Genomic DNA, 19,818 nt, shown 5'->3' on the forward strand with positions numbered 1-19,818 from the left:
AAATTTTTTATAATCGAAATTAAACACGTAACACACGACTTGTATTAGTTTTTCCAACAGTACCCATCACATCACCTTGGGTGATTACTACAAAATCTCCAGAAACTAAAAATCCTTTTTGTTTTAATAAATTAATAGCGGAGTTCGCGGCATTAATACCTTTTTCATTATTGTTGAAATATACCGGTGTTACTCCTTTATATAAAGCCGTTAAATTTAAAGTGCATTCATGCTTAGAAAGCGCAAAAATAGGTAATTCTGAACTAATTCGAGACATAATAAGAGGTGTTTTTCCAGATTCAGTAAGTGATATAATTGCACGTATACCTTGTAAATGGTTTGCTACATACATAGCAGACATTGCCATAGATTCTTCGACAGATCGAAATTGCATATTTTCTCTATATTTTAAAGTATTATTATTAGAAATTTTTTCTGCTCCTATACAAACATTTGCCATAGATATTACTGTTTCTATTGGATATTTCCCAATTGCAGTTTCGGCTGATAACATTACTGCATCTGTTCCATCTAATACTGCATTAGCAACATCCATGACTTCTGCACGTGTTGGCATTGGGTTATTAATCATAGATTCCATCATTTGCGTTGCAGTGATTACTGCGCGATTTAAATTATGTGCTCTTTGTATTAATTTTTTTTGTATTCCAACTAATTCTGGATCACCAATTTCTATTCCTAAATCGCCTCTTGCAACCATTATCGCATCGGAAGCTATAATAATTTCATCTATTATATCATTATTTGCTACAGCCTCTGCACGTTCAATTTTTGAAATAATTTTTGCATGACTATTTAATTTTTTTAACAAATTTTTAGCGTATTTTAAATCTTCTCCTGTTCGAGGAAATGAAACAGCTAAATAGTCAATTCCCATTTTAGTAGCATATATGATGTCCTGCTTATCTTTTTGTGTGAGTGTCTTTGCAGATAAACCGCCACCTAATTTATTAATGCCTTTGTTGTTACATAAGTAACCTCCAATACGTACTGTAGTGTAAATTTTTTGATTTAAAATTTTTTTTACTTCTAATTGTATACGTCCATCATCTAATAATAATATATCTCCTGGAATTACGTCTTGAGGTAATTTTTTATAATCAATTCCTACACTCGAATTTGTGCCAAGATCTTTTGTTAAAGATGCATCTAATATAAATTGTTTACCTGGAGATAAAAATGTTTTTCCTTTTTGAAAGCTTGAAATACGAATTTTAGGTCCTTGTAAATCACCAAGAATAGCAATATTTTTACCTAATTTATGTGAAATTTTTCTTACTGCCTTTGTTCTCCTAGAATGATCAGAAAAATTTCCATGAGAAAAATTCATACGCACTATATTAGCGCCTGATAATATCATTTTTTCTAGATTATTATTTAGATCTGTAGCTGGACCCAAAGTAGTAACTATTTTTGTTCTTCTAATTTTTATAGACATATAATAATTTCCTATTTTTAATTTTTTTAAATTTGGAATAATAAAATATATTTATTAATTTTAGTTTTTCTATTTTTTATATATGCATAATTTATACCAAAATTAATAAACAAAAATTTTATATTAATTTTTTAATCTATTTTTGTATTAGTTATATCTTGCATAATTATTATAAAAATTACTTTTATAAATTTTTTTATTATTAAATAATATATTTTTTGAAATTTATTTAAATTAGTTATGCTAAAATATATTATTAAATATATTTATATTATTTAATTAATTCAGTTTAATACAATAGTAATAAAATAATTAAAATATTTTCTTTCCCTTAGTTAAGTTATAAAAGATAATATAAAAATCTATTTTAGATTAAAGTATACATTTCATGTTATATTTAAATTTATTTCAAGAATTAGGGCTATATACAGCCTGTATGCTCGGATTAGCAATATTATTTGTTTTAATTTATGAGTTTATTAATGGATTTCATGATACTGCTAATGCAGTAGTAACTGTAATTTATACAAAAGCATTAAAACCTAGATTAGCAGTAATTTTCTCAGGAATATTTAATTTTTTTGGCGTTTTATTAGGAGGGTTGAGTGTAGCTTATAGTATAGTACATTTACTACCGAACGATCTTTTATTAAACATTAGTTCAAAAAATGGTTTGAAAATGATGTTTGCTATATTATTAGCAGCTATCATGTGGAATTTTGGAACATGGTATTATCGGTTGCCTGTATCTAGTTCACATACTTTAATCGGCGCAATTATTGGAGTAGGACTGTTTAGTCAAAAATTTACAAATATATCAATTTATCAAACTTTAAACTTATCTAAATTGTTTGATATTTTTTTATCTTTAATTATTTCTCCATTTATAGGATTTTTCCTTTCAGGCATTTTAATATTAATTTTACGTTATTTTTGGAAAAATAATAAAAACATAAATAGAATACATTTTACTCCGCTCGAAAGAGAAAAGAAAGATGGGAAAAAAAAACCGCCTTTTTGGATACGTATATCGTTGATTTTTTCGGCAGCAGGAATCAGTTTTTCTCATGGAGCTAATGATGGACAAAAAGGAATAGGATTGATTATGCTAATTTTAATTGGTGTATTTCCTGTAGGTTTTGTAATTAATATGGATGCTAATAAATATGATATACATCATTCAAAAAATGCAGTGAATAATTTACATGAATATTTTTTAAGTCACCATAATAAACTAGCAAATTATTCAGATCCTAAAACAGAAGAAAAAATTTTTCAAGAAAAATATGCTCATTTTTCTCAAGATATTAATTTTAAACAAAATAAATATGAAGAATGCATATCTAACGTGTTAAATAAAAATGTTTATAAACAATCTTGTACTATTCTAGTGATAGAACATACATCTGAATTATTATCAAATAAAAAAAATTTTTATCAATTAAGTGCAGAAGAAAGATTTAATTTGAGAAAATCTTTGTTGTTTATATCTAATATAATTAACAAAATGATTAGCCTCCCAGAAGTATCAGAAAAAGATAAAAAATTTTTAAAAAAATTGTGTCGCGATATTACGTATATTATCGAATATTCTCCTATCTGGATTGTAGTTATAATAGCATTATCGTTGTCATTTGGTACAATGGTATCTTGGAAACGTGTTGCACAAACTATTGGAGAAAAAATTGGTAAAAATGAAATGACTTATGCTCAAAGTTTATCTGCTCAATTTACTTCTGCATTATCTATTGGAATTGCGAGTTATACTGGAATGCCGGTATCCACCACTCATGTATTATCTTCTGCTGTTGCTGGAGCAGTATTAATAGATCATGGAGAAATACAAAAAAGAACTGTAAGAAATATTTTATTAGCATGGATTTTAACATTACCAGTATCTATGCTTTTATCTGGAATATTATATACTTTAATGTCTCAGATTTAATAAAAATTATTTTTTAAGTTATTAAAATAATTATAAATAAAAGATTTATAGATGAAAATATTTTATTAAATATTTAATACTATGAAGAATTAAATTTAAAATAACTTTTCAATTATATTGAAAAAAATTATATTTTGTTAATGTAATAAAAATAATTTTATATATTATTCAAATATGTTAAAAAACAAATGATCTTGAACAATTTATTTATATATTTTATATTGCATACAATTTATTCATCATTCTTTATAAAATTATGATAATACCAATATATTTTAATCAAAAAAAATATCAAAAATATTTAATTGAACTACCTAAAATCAAACAATTTTCAAAAAATATAAGAACAATATATAATTCGCAAGATTTTTTTAATTTACTTATAAAAAAAATTTCTGAAGCAAAAAAATTAATTTACCTAGCCGTATTATATTTAGAAAAAGATCAATCAGGTTTGCAAATATTAAAAACAATATATCAAGCAAAAAAAAACAACCCTAATTTAGAAGTTGCAATCTTAGTAGATTGGTATAGAGCTCACAGAACAATTTTAGGTAAAAAACAAGGTATAACGAATGCTGATTGGTATTCTGATATGGCGACTATATATAAAAATATTAATGTACCAATTTATGGAATCCCTGTAAATCTTAATGAAGCATTAGGAGTATTGCATCTTAAAGGATTTATTGTTGATAATTATGTATTTTATAGTGGTGCAAGTATTAGTAATGCATATTTAAATCAATTTAATAAAAAATGCCGTCATGATAGATATCAAATGATTTGCAATGACGCTTTAGCTAATTCCATGTTAAATTTTATTCAATCAAAATTATTAATTGAAAGTTCAATGCTTTTAAACAATTATAAACCATATAAAAAAAAAAATTTTTTATTAGACGTTACTCGAGAGTATTACGTAAAAAATTGAAATCTAGCCAGTATCATTACGACACTGATCTATGCCATAATCAACTTTCTATTGCACCAATCTTAGGATTAGGTAAAAATAATTTGTTAAATCGCGTGATACATAATCTCGTATGTGCTACAAAGTATAAATTAATTTTATGTACGCCATACTTTAATTTATTTCCTTTGTTAATTAAAGATATATCAAAGATTTTAAGTTTACATAAAACCGTGGAAATTATTGTTGGTGATAAAATTGCAAATGATTTTTATACTTCAAACAAACATACATTCAAAATTATCAGTATAATACCGTATTTGTATGAAATTAACTTAAGAAATTTTATGAAAAATTATCAAAATTATATAGACGATGGAAATTTAATTATTAAATTATGGAAAAATAAAAATAATAGTTTTCACATTAAAGGTATCTGGGTTGATGAAATATGGATGTTATTAACTGGAAATAATTTTAATGCACGAGCATGGGCGTTAGATTTAGAAAATGCAATTTTAATACACGATCCAAAACAAGAAATTTATATTCAACGTAAAAAAGAACTATCTTATATTTGCAAGCATACAAAAAGAATAAAAAATTTTCGAGAAATTGAAAAAATTTCTGATTATCCTGCAAAAGTGCAAAGAATTATTCGAAATATTAAAGTGATACATTTCGATCGATTAATTAAAAAAATATTATAAAATAAACTTATATGCAATTAATATGGTTATAATTAATGTTAATTTTTTTTAATGTTTGAAAATTATAAGATTTTAAAATATTGCGTAATTTTTTTGAAAAAATTAATTTCGTGCAGTAAGCAATTCCTGATATATTATTGACGACTGGTTTGTTTTTTAAAATATTTGATAGTAATAAACAAGACTGATCTTTTATTTTTTTTCTAGAATCGATCAATTTAATTTTTTCAGGAAAACTTTTAATAATTTCTGGTATAAGATACGAAAGATGTGTGCATCCTAAAATTATAGTGTCTGGAATAGGAGAATTTTGAAGAAAAGAAATTAAGCAATTTTGCACTAATTTGTAAGAAATATGATTTCTAAGTATTTTTTCTTCTGATAATAAAATTAATTTATGAGCATCTAATTTAATAATTTTAACACCACTTAATTCTAATTCGAATAACGAAAAATGATTAATAGTAATAGATGTCCCTAAAAACCCTATAACTTTATTTTTTGTATAATTAAGCGCAGTACTTATTTCTGGAATGACTCCAATTATTGGATTTAATAATTTATTTTTTAAATAAGATAACGCAATTATGCTTGCTGTATTGCATGCAAGAATCGTTAAATCTATTTTATGCATTTTGTGAATTTTAGTAATAATTTTTACAATACGATTCAATATAAATGTTTTAGACTTTTTACCATATGGAAATTCTGCATTGTCAAATATATATATATATTTTGCACATGGTATATATTTTTTAATCTTGTTATAAATAGATAACCCTCCTGTTCCTGAATCAAAAATTGCAATTACGGGTAAAATATATTTAGTTTGATTTATCATTTTTAATTTAAATAATTATTAATTCTTGCTATAATATTTTAGCATTGCATATAAATAATTGTTATAATTATTCTAGAATACTATTCTAATAAATTTTTTGACAATCACTATATATACAGTATATATTTAAATTTAATAATTCAAAATTGTTTTGAACGATAAAATATTTTGCAAAAAATATAAAATAATTAAAATTGATTAATTTAATATATATTAAAAACATAAATTATCATTTAAGCCGAAGTGGCGAAATTAGGTAAACGCAATTGATTCAAAATCAATCGTCTCACGACTTGTCGGTTCAAATCCGACCTTCGGCAAAAAAAAACAAAATATTAATTATTTATTATAATAAACTGTTTTTTGCAACTTCTAACGCAAAATACGTAATAATTGCATCAGCTCCAGCTCTTTTAATTGATCCAAGAGATTCTCTAATAATTTTTTTTTCTTCTATAGCGCCAGCTTTTGAAGCAAACTTAATCATCGAATATTCTCCACTCACTTGGTATCCTATTAACGGTAAATAAACTCTTTCCCGTATATCTCGAATAATATCTAAAAAATTACTTGCTGGTTTAACAATTAATGCATCTGCTCCTTCTTCTACATCAATTAAAGATTCTCTAATTGCTTCCCTACGATTCATCGGATTAATTTGATAAGTGGAACGATTTTCTGTTAAATTTGAATATGTAGCTTCTCTAAATGGTCCATACAATGCTGATTTAAATTTAGTAGAATATGAAATTATTCCAGTTTCATAAAATCCAGATCTATCTAATGCAAATCGAATAGCTTGTACTTGTCCATCCATAGAAGCTGAAGGAGCAAGAAAATCTGCTCCTGAACTTGCTAAAATAATAGCTTGTCGTTCCAAATTTAAGATAGTTTGATCATTATTAACATTTTTTTTATCTAACACTCCACAGTGTCCATGGGTAGTATATGCACAAAAACACATATCAGATATTAAAACTATTTCTGGTGCAACATTTTTACAAATACGTAAAGCTCTTGAAATTATACTATTTGAATTCCATGTATTACTACCTTCATTGTCTAAGTGATGTGAAATTCCAAATACTATAATCGAACAAATTCCGGATTTTACATATTTTTCAATTTCATAAGATAATAATTTTTCTGGAATTCTAAAAATTCCAGGCATAGTAGAAATAGGTGCCATATGATTTAAATCTTCTTCTACAAAAATCGGTAAAATTAAATCACTTAATTTTATTTCGGTTTCTTGAAAAAGTACGCGAACTTTTTTTTTGCTTCTTAAACGTCTTAATCTAGAAAACTGAACATGATTGTTTGTTATTAATTCCATAATATTCCATTCTAAATTAAAATTTAAAAAATTAAAATTTATAGATATATATATTTTTTTTAAAAAAAATTTTATTTCATATATTTTACTAGATAATAAATATTTTTAATATATTTAAACATTTTAAAGAGCTGTTATAATACAAAAAAATTATTAAATATTAATATAATTATAATTTTTAATAAAAATTTATTATTCATTTTACTCTAATTTTATAAAACAATATGTTATATAAATTAATTAAAAAAATTTTGTTTTACTTAGATCCAGAAAAAAAACAAAATTTAGTTTTAAAATACACAAAGTACATTCATCGTAGTCCTTTAAAATTTTTAATAAAAAATAAACTACCAACAAAAAATATTATTTGTATGGGTTTGAATTTCAAAAATATTCTCGGATTATCTGCAGGATTAGATAAAAATGGAGATTTTATAGAAATTTTTGATTCGATGGGTTTTGGATTTATTGAACTAGGTACAGTAACTCCAAATTCTCAAGTAGGAAGAAAGAAACCACGTTTATTTTATTTTCCAGAAATATGTGGAATAATTAATAGAATGGGATTTAATAATTATGGCATAGATTATTTATTAGAAAATATTAAAAAAATAAAAAATATTAATACGAGAATAGGTATCAATATAGGAAAAAATCATAGTACACCTCTAGAAAGAGCGAAAGAAGATTATCTAATTTGTATAAAAAAAGCTTACTTGTATGCAGATTATATTACTATTAATATTTCTTCACCTAATACGAAAAATTTAAGGAAATTACAATTTGGTGTATTATTGCATGAATTATTAAAAGAAGTTAAATTTTCACAAAAAAATTTATGTTCTTTATATAAAAAATATGTACCAATATTAATAAAAATTTCTCCCGATATTAATGATAATGAACTTATACAAATTGCAGATACCTTAATACATTATAAAATAGACGGTGTTATAGCGACAAATACAACTATTTGTCGTACTATGTTAAAAGAAACAAAATATCATGAACAAGGCGGATTAAGTGGAGCACCGTTGAAAAACATTAGTACAAATATAATAAAAAAATTAAATTTAGAATTAAGAGGTAAAATCCCAATTATTGGATCTGGCGGAATAGATTCTGCAGAGTCTGCAAAAGAAAAAGTTTATTCCGGAGCTTCTTTGATTCAAATATATTCTAGTTTAGTATTTCACGGTGTATCTATAGTAAAAAAAATAATTAATGAAATGTAATACTTTTAAAAAATTTTTTTTAAATAAAAATTAAATTTTTATTAGAAATTTTTGAAATAAATTTATTATATTTTAAAAAAATGCGTATAAATAAATTATTTTTGTTATCCAGTTTTATTACATTATTATCTCGAATTTTTGGATTTATTCGAGATGTTGCTATTGCTTCTGTGTTTAGTCCAGGATTAAATACAGATGCTTTTTTTGTATCTTTTAGGATTCCTAATCTTTTAAGAAGAATATTTGCAGAAGGTGCATTCTCACAAATTTTTGTACCTATATTAATCGAATATAAAAAAAAACATAATAAGAAAGAAACATATATTTTTATTTCTTGTGTTTTTAGGTGGTTAGCACTGTTAATTACTCTTATTGCTATTTTAGGAATAATAATTGCTCCTATTTTAGTTATCTTAATTGCTCCAGGATTTACTAAAAATTTTGAACAATTTCAATTAACAGTTGCTTTAATTCGTATTTTATTTCCTTATGTAGTATTAATTTCGATTTCTTCTTTATTTGCATCTATTTTAAATTCTTTCAATCAATTTTTTGTTACTTTAATTTCTCCTATTTTTTTAAATATTAGTATGATTTTATTTGCATTATTTGTAGCACCAAAATTACATGTAAACAATATTATTGCTTTAGCTTGGTCAGTATTAATAGGCGGAGCAATGCAGATTTGCTTTAATTTTGTTTTTTTGAAAAAAAATAAAATTAATATAAATTATTTTCGATTAAAACAGCCTAAAATTTTAAAAATGTTTATTTTACTTGGTCCTGCTATTTTTGGAATTTCTATTAACCAAATTTTAATTTCAATAAACACTGCTATTTCTTCTTTTTTTTCTCCAGGCTCTATTTCTTGGATGTATTACGCAGATCGTATTGTTGAACTTCCAATAGGTATTTTAGGAGTATCAATTACTAATATTTTGTTGCCATATTTATCACGATTTTCATCTAGAAACGAAAATAAAAAATATTCAAACGTTTTATTTTGGGGTATTCGAATATGTTTTTTATGTGTTTTGCCAATATCCATAATGTTAATAACATTATCACGTCCTATAATTATTACATTGTTTCAATATAAAAGTTTTTCAGATTTTGATGTTACTATGACCCAAAAAGCTCTTATAGGTTATGCAATAGGATTAACTGGATTTATTTTAGTAAAAATTTTAACTTTAGCTTTTTATGCGCATAAAAATTTTAAAACTCCAATTTATTACGCTATATCAATGTTATTGATGACACAATGTATGAATATATTATTGATTACTTACTTCCAACATGCAGGATTATCAATTTCTATCTCAATTACTGCATATTTTCATGCTGGATTGTTGTATTGGAAATTACGTAAAAAAAAATATTTAATATTGCATACAAAATGGCGTAAATTTATTTTACCGATATTGTTTAGCTTATTCACTATGTTAATGATGATGTTTTATTTATCTTCATTAATTAATAATTGGAATTATGGTAACTTATTTTATAGATTAGTACGAATGTGTAGCATTATTTTAATTAGTAGTATTACATATTTTTCTACCTTATTAATATTTGGTATAAAAATTAGTGACATTTTAAATATTGGACGTATTAAATTAAATTAAAGATCATTAGAAAAATGTAATAAATTCACATTTTATTAACTAGTGGAATACCTAAAAGGTTTAATCCAATACGTAATGTACGTATAGTCAATAAAATCAACTGTAAACGACTAATTTTTAATTGCTTATTTTTTGTATGTAAAATAGGACACTTTTCATAAAATTTTGAAAAAATTTTGGATAAATTATATAAATAATTACACAAAATATTAGGCATACCAAATTGCACAGTTTTAATCATATTTTCTTCAAATTGTAATAATAATATAGCTAAATTTTCTTCTTCTATTTTGTTTAACATAAAAAAGTTAGTTCTATTTTTTTTATATTTATTTTTTCTCAGTAAAGAAATCATACGTGCATAGGCATATTGCATGTAGGGAGCAGTATTTCCATGAAAATTTAACATATTCTTCCAATCAAATACGTAATTTGAAGTTCGATTTTTAGATAATTCAAAATATTTAATTGCACCAATACCAATTGCTTGAGAGAGTGATTCAATATCATTTGATGAAATATTTGATTTTTTGTTTATAATTAAATTTTTCGCTTTTTCTTTAGCTTGTTTTAATAATGTTAATAATTTAATTGTATTTCCAGATCGAGTTTTAAAAGGCGTGCCATCTTTTTTTAAAATCATACCAAATGTATGATGTTCTAGTTGTACTGATGATGGTATATATTTTGCTTTTCTAACAATTATGAACGTTTGAGATAAATGTTGAGACTGACGTAAATCAGTATAATAAATTATTTTATTTGCTTTAAAAATATCATATCTATATTTTATACAAGCAATATCGGTTGCTGCATATAAATATATGCCATTTGATTTTTTTAAAATTACACCCATAGGAGATCCGTTTTTATTTTTAAATTCATTCAAGATCACTATAGTGTTTCCGGATTGTATAGTTGCTAATTTTTTCTTTTTTAAATCAGTAATAATATTTGGTACAATATCGTTGTATAAACTTTCTCCCATAGTATTTTTATAATTTAAACTAACATGTAATTGTGCATATATATTTTGGTTATGTTTTAACGAAATATCTACTAGTTTTTTCCAAATATATATAGAATTTTTATTTTTTTTTTGTAATTTTAACGTGCAATAATGCGTTTTTTTTTTGAAAGTTTCATTTGAATCGTATTTTTGTTTAGCTTCGCAATATAATTTATCTAAATCAGAACACGTAATTTTTGAAAAATTAAATCTTTTAAGTTCTTTAATTCTTGCAAGTAACATTCCAAATTGAATTCCCCAGTCTCCTACATGATTAGCTTTTATAACGCGATGTCCTAAAAAATTTAGTATACGTGCGATTGAATCTCCGATAATAGTTGACCTTATATGTCCAACGTGCATTTCTTTGCCTATATTTGGAGAAGAATAATCAATAACTACAGTTTTTTTATTAGAAGCAAATATTCCTAAATTTTTTTTGCAATATATTATGTACAATTGTTTTTCTATCCAAGAACGCTTTAAAAAAAAATTAATATATCCTGGTTGAACAAATTCAATTTTTTCTGATATATTATCTGATATAAATAATTGAATGATCTCATTTGCTAATTTTTTTGGCTCTATATTAAATTTTCTTGAAGCTCTTAAAACTCCGTCAATTTGATAATGACCAAATTTCAACAATTTAGATTGTTTAACTTTAAAAAAGTCAAAATAATTTTCCTTAGAAATTAATTGGGATTTTTTAATTTTTTCAAATAAAATTTTTTTAATATTCATGTGATCCTAAAAATATAAAATGTTTATTTTTTAATTTATAAATTAATGTCTGTATAAATCTTAAATTAATATTTTTGTTAAAAATTTATGTATACTTTAATTATCATATATTTAATTAATTATAACTAAAATTTTTATAAATTTTATATTTTATTTACTATACTGTTTTATATATAAAATATTTAATAATTTTTTATAAAAATTTATCTAATTTTTATTAAATTATAGTAAAAGGATAAACTATTTTGGTTGCGAATTTTTTTCATAAAGTACTAAATTTTTTCATTAATTTTTTTATAAAAAGTAAAATTGCGCCGATTTCGTATAATACTTATTTGTTAAATAAAGATTCTAAAAAATATATAATATATATATTTAAATATTATTCTATTATAGATATCTTAACATTAAGAACAGAATGTTTAAAAAATCATCTACCCGATCCTTTATCCACAATAAAAATTAGCGATACTAGATTGCCAAGATGTATATTTATTAAGCATTATAAAAAATTTAACTTTTTTAAAAATATTCGTAATTATAATATTCAAGAACTGTTTTATATAAATTCTATTTTGAAGAAAAAAAAAGTATCTATGGAAATTATATTCATACCAGTTTCTATTTTTTTTGGTCGTAATCCTAATCAAGAAATTTTGTTAAATGAAAATTTTAAAAATAAATTGTACAGAATTTTTAAAAAATTTTTTTTAATGTTATGGCACGGAAGAGATACTTTAATAGTCTTTTTACAATCTTTATCTATGAAATATATAGCATTAAAGTGTAATAAAGATAAAATATTTTTGAAAAAAATTATACGCCTCTTAAAGATTAAATTTATACGTATTACGTTTATTATAGTTGGACCGAAATTATTTAATAAAAAAAAATTATTGAAAAAAATTCAATTTTCTACATCTATAAGTCAAGCTTTATCTAAAAGATTAAACTATGCAAAACAAAATTACAATTTTGTTTTACGTTTAATAAAAGAAATTTCTGCTAATTATTCATATGGAGCTATATATGTATCAAATAAAATATTAAAAAAATTTTTTAAATATGCATATAAAAAAATATTAATCTATAATATTAATAGTATAAAAAAATTAGCAGAAAAAGGATATACGATAATTTATATACCATGTCATCGTAGTCATATGGATTACTTAATTTTATCTTATGTACTATACAATCAAGGTATTGTGCCGCCTCATATTGCAGCAGGAATCAATTTAAATTTTTGGCCTATCGGTATGACATTAAAATTATTAGGCGCATTTTTTATTCGTCGATCTTTTAAAGGAAATAAATTATATCTTAATATTTTACAAGAATATCTCAAAGAACTATTTATTCGAAGAATTTCAATAGAATATTTTATTGAAGGTGGTCGTTCTCGCACGGGAATTTTTTTATATCCAAAAACTGGCATGCTCATCATGACTATACGAGCTTTTTTGCATAGCATTAATCGACCAGTGGCATTGATGCCAATTTATATTGGATATGAAGATATCATAGAAATGAAGTCTTACGAAAAAGAAATTCTAGGTTATAAAAAAGAAAAAGAAAATATATATCTAATTTTAAAAACAATATATAAATTAAAAAATTTGGGCAAAGCATATATAAATTTTGGTAAACCTATATTTTTGCATCAATGGTTTGATAATAAATTTTTTAAAACAAAAAAAATTCAGATAAACAAAAAACAATCATTTATTAATGAAACAAATAAAAAAACTGGAAATTTAGCATTTAATTTAATGGTACGTATAAATAACGCTACAGTAGTAAATGAAATTGATATATTCTCTAGTATATTAATATCTGCTCCTGATTTATCATTACAATTTTATCAAGTTTTATCGCAAATTAATTTTTATTTTAATCTTTTTAAAAATTTTCCGTATACATCAAATATTATATTGCCTAATTTAAATCTAAAAAGATTATTTGATAGTGACATTTTTAAAAAAACTTTTGTGATAAAAAAAGGTAAAAATAAATTAAATGATACAATATTTATTGCAAATCATAATATTATAAAAATAAACTATCATAGTAATACTATTAAACATTTATTAGTTTTGCCGTCCTTAATATCAAACATCATTTTGACTCATAAAAATATAAATTATATAGATTTAGATAATATTGTGCATATTTTATATCCTTTTTTAAAAATAGAATTATTTTTAAGATTTCATGAAAATCAAATCTCAAATATATCTTTTACTATTATACAAATATTAATAAAAAACAACTTTATTATTAATCATAAATCGAATATTTATGTTTTAACAAATAAATTATCAAATTTAAATTTATTAGCATTTCATTCAAGAGGATTTTTGAGAAAACTAATGATAATATGTTGTGTATTAAAAAATGAATCGTACGGTAGTCAAACATTATTAACAAATAAAAGCTTTCGTATAGTAAAAAAACTACTTTTATTAAACAAAGTGCAATTCTTGGAAAATTTTGATAGAAAAAATTTTTTTGCGCTTGTTAATATTTTATACAAAAAATATTATTTTATTAATAATACAAATAAAAAAATAAATTCTTTGATCAAAATATTAACGTCTTTAATTTAAGTATGAAAAATAAAATTTATTTTAAATATCCAATAGATATTCCAAAAAAAATGAGTACCCCTACTATATTATTGCTTAAAAAAACATTATAAATATATTTTATGATATTTTTAGATACCCAAATATTTTGCATATAAAATACAATGCTAGATAAAATTAAACTAAAATAAAAAATAATGCCTAATTGTTCTATATATCCAATCATAATAAAAATTAATAACATTAAAAGTTGCAATAATAATATAAAATTTTTAGATTTTTTTTTAAAATATACAGCAGTAGACTTTATGTTATGCATGATATCATTATTTAAATCTAAAAGCGCATATTGTGTATCATAAGCTGTAGTCCAGGCGATATTTGCAGCAAATAAAAGCCAGCAAGTTATTGGAAAGTTATTTTTTGTAGCAGCATACACTATCAATATAGAACAACTAAAAGTTATTCCTAAAAAAACTTGTGGGAAATAGCTATATAGCTTTAATTTAGGATACGTACAGATCAAGATTAACACTAAAATAGATAAAAAAAATGCTTTAATATTAAGAAAAAAAATAGTACTAAAAGATAAAACAACAAAAATTAAAAAAGTAAAAAATGCTTCTTTTAATCTAATTATATTTTGAGGCAATGGACGATTTTTTGTTCTATTTATTTTTTTATCAATTTTATGATCTATAATATCATTTATAATGCATCCGGATGTTCTAGTAAAAAAACATCCAAGAACAAAAATAATAACTTGCTTGCAACTAGGTTTACCGTGTGTTGATATCCATAAAGACCAAATTGTTGGCCAAAGTAACAAAAAAAATCCGGATAAATTATTTAAGCGCATTAATCGTATAAACGCTTCAAATCTTTGAAAAAAAATATTTTCAAAGTATTTTTTTTGAAAAAAAATTTTTTTTATTATCAAAATCATGATTTTTAAATTAAGAATATAAAAAATCTATATGAATAATTTTTGGCTTAAATACATGTCTTTGAATAGATTGAATTTTCACTATGATTTTTTTTTCTTTTTGAAAGTTTAAACAGATATTATCATGATAAAAATTTTTTTCGTGTTGTAAATTTGCAATTTCATTGTAATAAATCATTATAGAAATTGTGGGTTTTTTATTTCCATATACTACTGCAGGTATGTAGTTTTTTATTTTTCGCGTACGTCTACTTGATTTTTTGCCGACTTGATATCTAAGTTCAGCAATTAAATTAAACATAATATTTCTCTTAGAATAAATTAAAAAGTATTAATGTATATTAAAAATCAGTAACAAATTTTTGATTAAATAGTATTTTTATGTCAAAATGTTTGATATTTTTTTTAATTGTTATAAAAATTTTAAAAATTTATTTTTTTTAAAATTATTAATATTTTAGGTGATGGCGGATTCGAACCGTCGACCCCCTCCTTGTAAGGGAGGTGCTCTGCCTGCTGAGCTAATCACCTAATATATGTGAATAATAAATGATATTTAAAAAAATCTCAATTATTTTTTATAATCAATTTTAATTTAATTAATATAAATTTATAGTAATTAAATTTAAGTTTTTAATTCAACTTAAAGGTATAAATTATAAATGGAAGTAATTACTCGATTTGCACCGAGCCCTACAGGAAAATTGCATTTAGGGAGTATTCGTACTGCATTATATTCTTGGTTGTTTGCTAAACGTTTTAATGGAAAATTTATATTAAGAATAGAAAATACCGATCAAAAACGCATTGATCAAGAATCTGTTAATTCAATTATTAATAGTATGCAATGGCTTGGTTTAAATTGGGATTCAGGACCATATTTTCAAACAAGCAAAATTGCTAATTATCGTGCTATTATTAAAAATATGATAGATTCCGGATTAGCATACCCGTGCTACTGCTCCCAAGAACGCCTAAATAATTTACGATCTGTACAAATTAAAACAGGTAAAAAACCTAAATATGATAGACATTGTCGTTTATTAAAGAACAAATGTATAAAAAATAAAAACTATGTTATTAGATTTGCTAATCCAGAAATCGGTTACGTAACTTTTTATGATTTAATTCGAGGAAAAATAATATTTCAAAATTCTGAATTAGATGATTTAATAATTTTAAGAAGTAATGGTATACCCACATATAATTTTTGCGCTGTCATTGATGATCACGAAATGAATATTACGCATGTAATTAGAGGTGAAGATCATCTTAATAATACTCCAAGACAACTAAATATTTTTAAAGCGTTAAAATTAATACCACCAAAATATGCACATATTTCTATGATATTAGATGAAAATAAAAGAAAACTTTCCAAAAAAAATCAAGATACTGATATCTTACAATATAAAGACGATGGAATTTTACCAGAAGCATTATTGAATTATTTAGTACGTCTAGGATGGTCTTGTGGAAATCAAGAAATTTTTAACATAGATGAAATGAAAAATTTATTTGATATTAAATCTATTAATAAAGCAAACTGTATTTTTAATAAAAGCAAATTATTATGGATCAATCAATACTATATTAGTAATATACCTACATCAAATATTTTAACAAAAATTATAGAATATTTTAAAACATATAACATAGATACTAAACACGGTCCAAATTTAGAAAAAATTGTAAATTTATTTAAAAGTAGAAGCAAAACATTAAAAGAAATATTTAACCAAATAGTATATTTTTATCGCGATATCTATAAAATAGAAATAAATTTATTAAGTAAATATTTATTGATAAATCAAAAATTTATTTTAGAATTAATATATAAAAATTTAAAGATAATTCAAGTTTGGTCTACTAAAGATATTAAAAATATAATATTAAAAACTGCACAAAAAACTAATACTAATATGAAAAATGTTGCTATGCCTTTAAGGATTATTTTATCTGGCAGAGAAAATACACCATCGATTGATATTTTGATATACACATGTGGAAAAATATATACTTTAAAAAAAATTAAAATTGCACTACAGTTTATTACTAATAAATAAAACATATAACTAAACTATACAAATTATTTTTTATACAGGGGCTATAGTTTAATTGGTAAAATTTCTGTATGGCATATAGAAGATTGCAGTTCAACTCTGCATAGCTCCAAAATTAGATAAAACAAAAATATATATGTTAAATTTTAAATCTCAGGTTGTAACCAATTTTCATGAAAATAGCTATTGCATATGGAGCTATAATAATACAAAAGCTATATTAGTTGATCCTGGAGGTGAACCTAAAAAGCTATTGAAATTTATTAAAAATTTAAAGATATCAATTACTAAAATATTGCTTACTCACGGACATATCGATCATGTTGGCGCAGCGGTTTTTTTTTCTAAATTATATAGAATTCCTATTATAGGACCGCACATTCATGATAATTTTTTGCTTAATAATCTTCCAAATCAATCTAAAATTTTTAATATTTATCCGAAAATAAGTGCTTTTGTTCCTCATAGATGGTTGTCAGATGGTGATGAAATTGTTGTCGGATCGTCTGTTTTAAAAGTAATTTATTGTCCAGGTCATTCTCCGGGACATATAGCATTGTGGAATATAGAAAAAAAAATCTTGATTAGCGGCGATATTATATTTAAATATAGTATAGGCAGAACTGATTTATTAGGAGGTAATACAAAGCAAATGAAAAATTCCTTAATTAAAAAAATATTTCCGCTCTTTAATAAAAGCGACAGAGTAAAAATTCTTCCTGGTCACGGAGAAACTTTCTTCATGGACCAAGAATATATTGATTTTATTCATAAAACGTTTTTATAAATTTTTATTATTTTTTTAGTATTTTTTTGATTGCCTTACATATATATAAAATGTTACTCTCTGTCATCGCTGCAAAATTTAATCTTCCGGAGTCAACAACATATACTCCATAAATTTTTCTTAATTTTAATACATTTTCGTAATTTAAACCAATAAAAGAAAACATTCCATTTTGTTTTAAAATAAAATTAAAATTTTTTTTGCAATTTAAATTGTATAGTGTCTCGACGAATAATTTTCGCATTAATATAATTCGATTACGCATATTACTTAATTCATTAAGCCATAAATTAAACAAACTATGATTTGATAATATTAAGTTTACTATAGATCCTCCGTGCGCTGGTGGATTAGAATAATTGGATCTTATAACTGATTTGAGTTGACTAAAAACGATACTTGCATGTTTTTGATTTTTAGTAACTATGTTACATGTTCCGACGCGTTCGTTATATATACTGATATTTTTTGAATATGAATGACATACTATAAATTCTTGAATAAATTTTGAAAAAACCTTAATTCCTAACATATCTTCTTTTAATCCATAAGCAAATCCTTGATAAGCGTAATCAAATATCGGTATCCAACATTTTTTTTGTGCTATTTTCGCAAGTTCTATCCATTGATCATTTTTAAGATCCATTCCAGTAGGATTATGACAGCATCCATGTAAAATCACTGCATCATTTTTGTCGATATTATTTAAACAATCTTTCATTTCAAAAAAATTTATTACATTTTTGTCCTTATTAAAATAAGGATATTCGCGAATTTCAAAACCAGAAGTATAAAATATTTTTTTATGATTTGGCCAACTTGGATTGCTAATCCAAATACGACGAATTTGTGTATTCTTAATTAAGAAATCTGCAATAATTTTTAAAGCTGAAGTTCCTCCTGGAGTTTGCGCGCTAGCAATATTTTCATATTGTATAGTATCTTCTCCGAAAATAATTTTTTTTGTCTTTTCTATAAAAGATGGTAATCCTTCGATATTTAAGTAGTTTTTAGTTGTTTCTGTTTCAATTAAAATTGATTCAGCTTGTTTTACACAATCTAAAATTGGTGTATTCCCGTATGTATCTGTGTATATTCCAATACCAAGATTTATTTTATTTTTACGTTGATCTTGATTAATAATATCTTTTAATCCTAAAACTGGATCTAAAGGAGCTGGTTTAGTAAATTCAAACATAAAAAATTCCGTATTTTAAAAAATTTTTACGATTATCATAGTAATAATATTGTTATTTAATAGACTTTTAAAAATAATTTTCAGGGGCAGAGAGATTTAAACTCTCAGCCTTCGGTTTTGGAGACCGATGCTCTATCGAATTGAGCTATGCCCCTTTTTACGGTGCGGACGGGTTTCGAACCCGCGACCCCCGGCGTGACAGGCCGGTATTCTATCCGACTGAACTACCGCACCATGAATTATGGATAAAGTAATAATTACCTGAAAAATTTCCTGACGATCTCCTACTCTCACATAAGGAAGCCTTACACTACCATCGGTACTACGACATTTCACTTCTGAGTTCGGAATGGATTCAGGTGGTTCTATCGCGCTCACATCGTCAGGATATTATTATTAATTAAACAACTTAGGTG

Annotated in this window: 15 protein-coding genes, 5 tRNA genes and 1 rRNA gene; 10 read left to right on the top strand and 11 right to left on the bottom strand. The window is 23.8% G+C overall.

The genetic code is table 11. The features are described from left to right. Nucleotides 1-19: 19 nt before the first annotated feature. Nucleotides 20-1,459 carry a pyruvate kinase gene (gene pyk / locus WIGMOR_RS03265; protein WP_014354398.1) on the bottom strand — a complete coding sequence of 480 codons (1,440 nt, stop codon included), beginning with the start codon at nt 1,457-1,459 and terminating at the stop codon, nt 20-22. Between the two features lie 388 nt (nt 1,460-1,847). Here pyk and WIGMOR_RS03270 point away from each other — a divergent pair, with 388 nt between their 5' ends. The 3 genes from WIGMOR_RS03270 to pssA all read left to right on the top strand — a co-directional run bounded on the left by WIGMOR_RS03270 (nt 1,848) and on the right by pssA (nt 5,027). Then, nucleotides 1,848-3,404 carry an inorganic phosphate transporter gene (locus WIGMOR_RS03270; protein ID WP_014354399.1) on the top strand — a complete coding sequence of 519 codons (1,557 nt, stop codon included), beginning with the start codon at nt 1,848-1,850 and terminating at the stop codon, nt 3,402-3,404. Nucleotides 3,405-3,660: 256 nt separating this feature from the next. Beyond that, on the top strand, nt 3,661-4,338 hold the full coding sequence (locus WIGMOR_RS03580) for a phospholipase D-like domain-containing protein (protein WP_236607846.1): 678 nt from the start codon (nt 3,661-3,663) through the stop codon (nt 4,336-4,338). Continuing rightward, nucleotides 4,335-5,027: a CDP-diacylglycerol--serine O-phosphatidyltransferase gene (gene pssA, locus WIGMOR_RS03585; RefSeq protein WP_236607847.1), complete on the top strand. Its 693-nt coding sequence runs from the start codon at nt 4,335-4,337 to the stop codon at nt 5,025-5,027. The genes WIGMOR_RS03580 and pssA overlap by 4 nt, the downstream gene beginning before the upstream one ends. Before the next feature lie 7 nt (nt 5,028-5,034). Here pssA and murI read toward each other — a convergent pair whose 3' ends face one another. Next, nucleotides 5,035-5,868, bottom strand: a complete 834-nt coding sequence (gene murI / locus WIGMOR_RS03280) for a glutamate racemase (RefSeq protein ID WP_014354400.1) — start codon at nt 5,866-5,868, stop codon at nt 5,035-5,037. A gap of 237 nt (nt 5,869-6,105) precedes the next feature. On the opposite strand from murI, the gene WIGMOR_RS03285 reads away from it, so the two are divergent. Continuing rightward, a tRNA-Leu gene (locus tag WIGMOR_RS03285) sits at nt 6,106-6,188 on the top strand. 26 nt (nt 6,189-6,214) lie between these two features. On the opposite strand, the gene hemB is transcribed toward WIGMOR_RS03285, so the two are convergent. Next, complete coding sequence (gene hemB / locus WIGMOR_RS03290) at nt 6,215-7,204, bottom strand: porphobilinogen synthase (protein ID WP_014354401.1); 990 nt, start codon at nt 7,202-7,204, stop codon at nt 6,215-6,217. A 224-nt stretch (nt 7,205-7,428) separates the two neighbouring features. On the opposite strand from hemB, the gene pyrD reads away from it, so the two are divergent. Together pyrD and murJ are read left to right on the top strand one after the other, a co-directional pair. Next, complete coding sequence (pyrD, locus tag WIGMOR_RS03295; protein WP_014354402.1) at nt 7,429-8,439, top strand: quinone-dependent dihydroorotate dehydrogenase; 1,011 nt, start codon at nt 7,429-7,431, stop codon at nt 8,437-8,439. 80 nt (nt 8,440-8,519) lie between these two features. Next, a complete protein-coding gene (murJ, locus tag WIGMOR_RS03300; protein ID WP_014354403.1) occupies nt 8,520-10,067 on the top strand; it encodes a murein biosynthesis integral membrane protein MurJ in 1,548 nt (515 codons plus the stop codon). A gap of 25 nt (nt 10,068-10,092) precedes the next feature. Here the strand turns inward: murJ and argS are convergent, their stop codons facing one another. Then, a complete protein-coding gene (gene argS, locus WIGMOR_RS03305; RefSeq protein ID WP_014354404.1) occupies nt 10,093-11,820 on the bottom strand; it encodes an arginine--tRNA ligase in 1,728 nt (575 codons plus the stop codon). Between the two features lie 245 nt (nt 11,821-12,065). On the opposite strand from argS, the gene plsB reads away from it, so the two are divergent. After that, entirely contained in the window at nt 12,066-14,429 is a 2,364-nt protein-coding gene (gene plsB / locus WIGMOR_RS03310) for a glycerol-3-phosphate 1-O-acyltransferase PlsB (protein WP_014354405.1), read from the top strand. A gap of 16 nt (nt 14,430-14,445) precedes the next feature. On the opposite strand, the gene WIGMOR_RS03315 is transcribed toward plsB, so the two are convergent. From WIGMOR_RS03315 to WIGMOR_RS03325, 3 genes are all read right to left on the bottom strand, one after another. Continuing rightward, complete coding sequence (locus tag WIGMOR_RS03315; protein ID WP_081469474.1) at nt 14,446-15,354, bottom strand: 4-hydroxybenzoate octaprenyltransferase; 909 nt, start codon at nt 15,352-15,354, stop codon at nt 14,446-14,448. Nucleotides 15,355-15,364: 10 nt separating this feature from the next. Next, a complete protein-coding gene (gene rplY, locus WIGMOR_RS03320) occupies nt 15,365-15,655 on the bottom strand; it encodes a 50S ribosomal protein L25 (RefSeq protein WP_014354407.1) in 291 nt (96 codons plus the stop codon). Nucleotides 15,656-15,812: 157 nt separating this feature from the next. Continuing rightward, nucleotides 15,813-15,885 (bottom strand) — tRNA-Val (locus tag WIGMOR_RS03325). A gap of 131 nt (nt 15,886-16,016) precedes the next feature. Between WIGMOR_RS03325 and gltX the strand changes: the two genes are divergently transcribed. The 3 genes from gltX (at nt 16,017) to WIGMOR_RS03340 (ending at nt 18,204) form a co-directional block, all read left to right on the top strand. Beyond that, on the top strand, nt 16,017-17,420 hold the full coding sequence (gene gltX / locus WIGMOR_RS03330; RefSeq protein WP_014354408.1) for a glutamate--tRNA ligase: 1,404 nt from the start codon (nt 16,017-16,019) through the stop codon (nt 17,418-17,420). Between the two features lie 37 nt (nt 17,421-17,457). After that, a tRNA-Ala gene (locus WIGMOR_RS03335) sits at nt 17,458-17,529 on the top strand. Between the two features lie 24 nt (nt 17,530-17,553). Beyond that, nucleotides 17,554-18,204, top strand: a complete 651-nt coding sequence (locus WIGMOR_RS03340; RefSeq protein ID WP_014354409.1) for an MBL fold metallo-hydrolase — start codon at nt 17,554-17,556, stop codon at nt 18,202-18,204. Nucleotides 18,205-18,211: 7 nt separating this feature from the next. Here WIGMOR_RS03340 and WIGMOR_RS03345 read toward each other — a convergent pair whose 3' ends face one another. From WIGMOR_RS03345 to rrf, 4 genes are all read right to left on the bottom strand, one after another. Further along, nucleotides 18,212-19,402, bottom strand: a complete 1,191-nt coding sequence (locus WIGMOR_RS03345; protein ID WP_014354410.1) for an amino acid aminotransferase — start codon at nt 19,400-19,402, stop codon at nt 18,212-18,214. Between the two features lie 81 nt (nt 19,403-19,483). Then, a tRNA-Trp gene (locus WIGMOR_RS03350) sits at nt 19,484-19,557 on the bottom strand. Nucleotides 19,558-19,562: 5 nt separating this feature from the next. Further along, nucleotides 19,563-19,636 (bottom strand) — tRNA-Asp (locus WIGMOR_RS03355). Nucleotides 19,637-19,673: 37 nt separating this feature from the next. Next, nucleotides 19,674-19,789 (bottom strand): 5S ribosomal RNA (gene rrf, locus WIGMOR_RS03360). Nucleotides 19,790-19,818: the final 29 nt, after the last annotated feature.

Origin of the sequence: Wigglesworthia glossinidia endosymbiont of Glossina morsitans morsitans (Yale colony) (assembly GCF_000247565.1) — a bacterium.
GTDB lineage: Bacteria > Pseudomonadota > Gammaproteobacteria > Enterobacterales > Enterobacteriaceae > Wigglesworthia > Wigglesworthia glossinidia_B.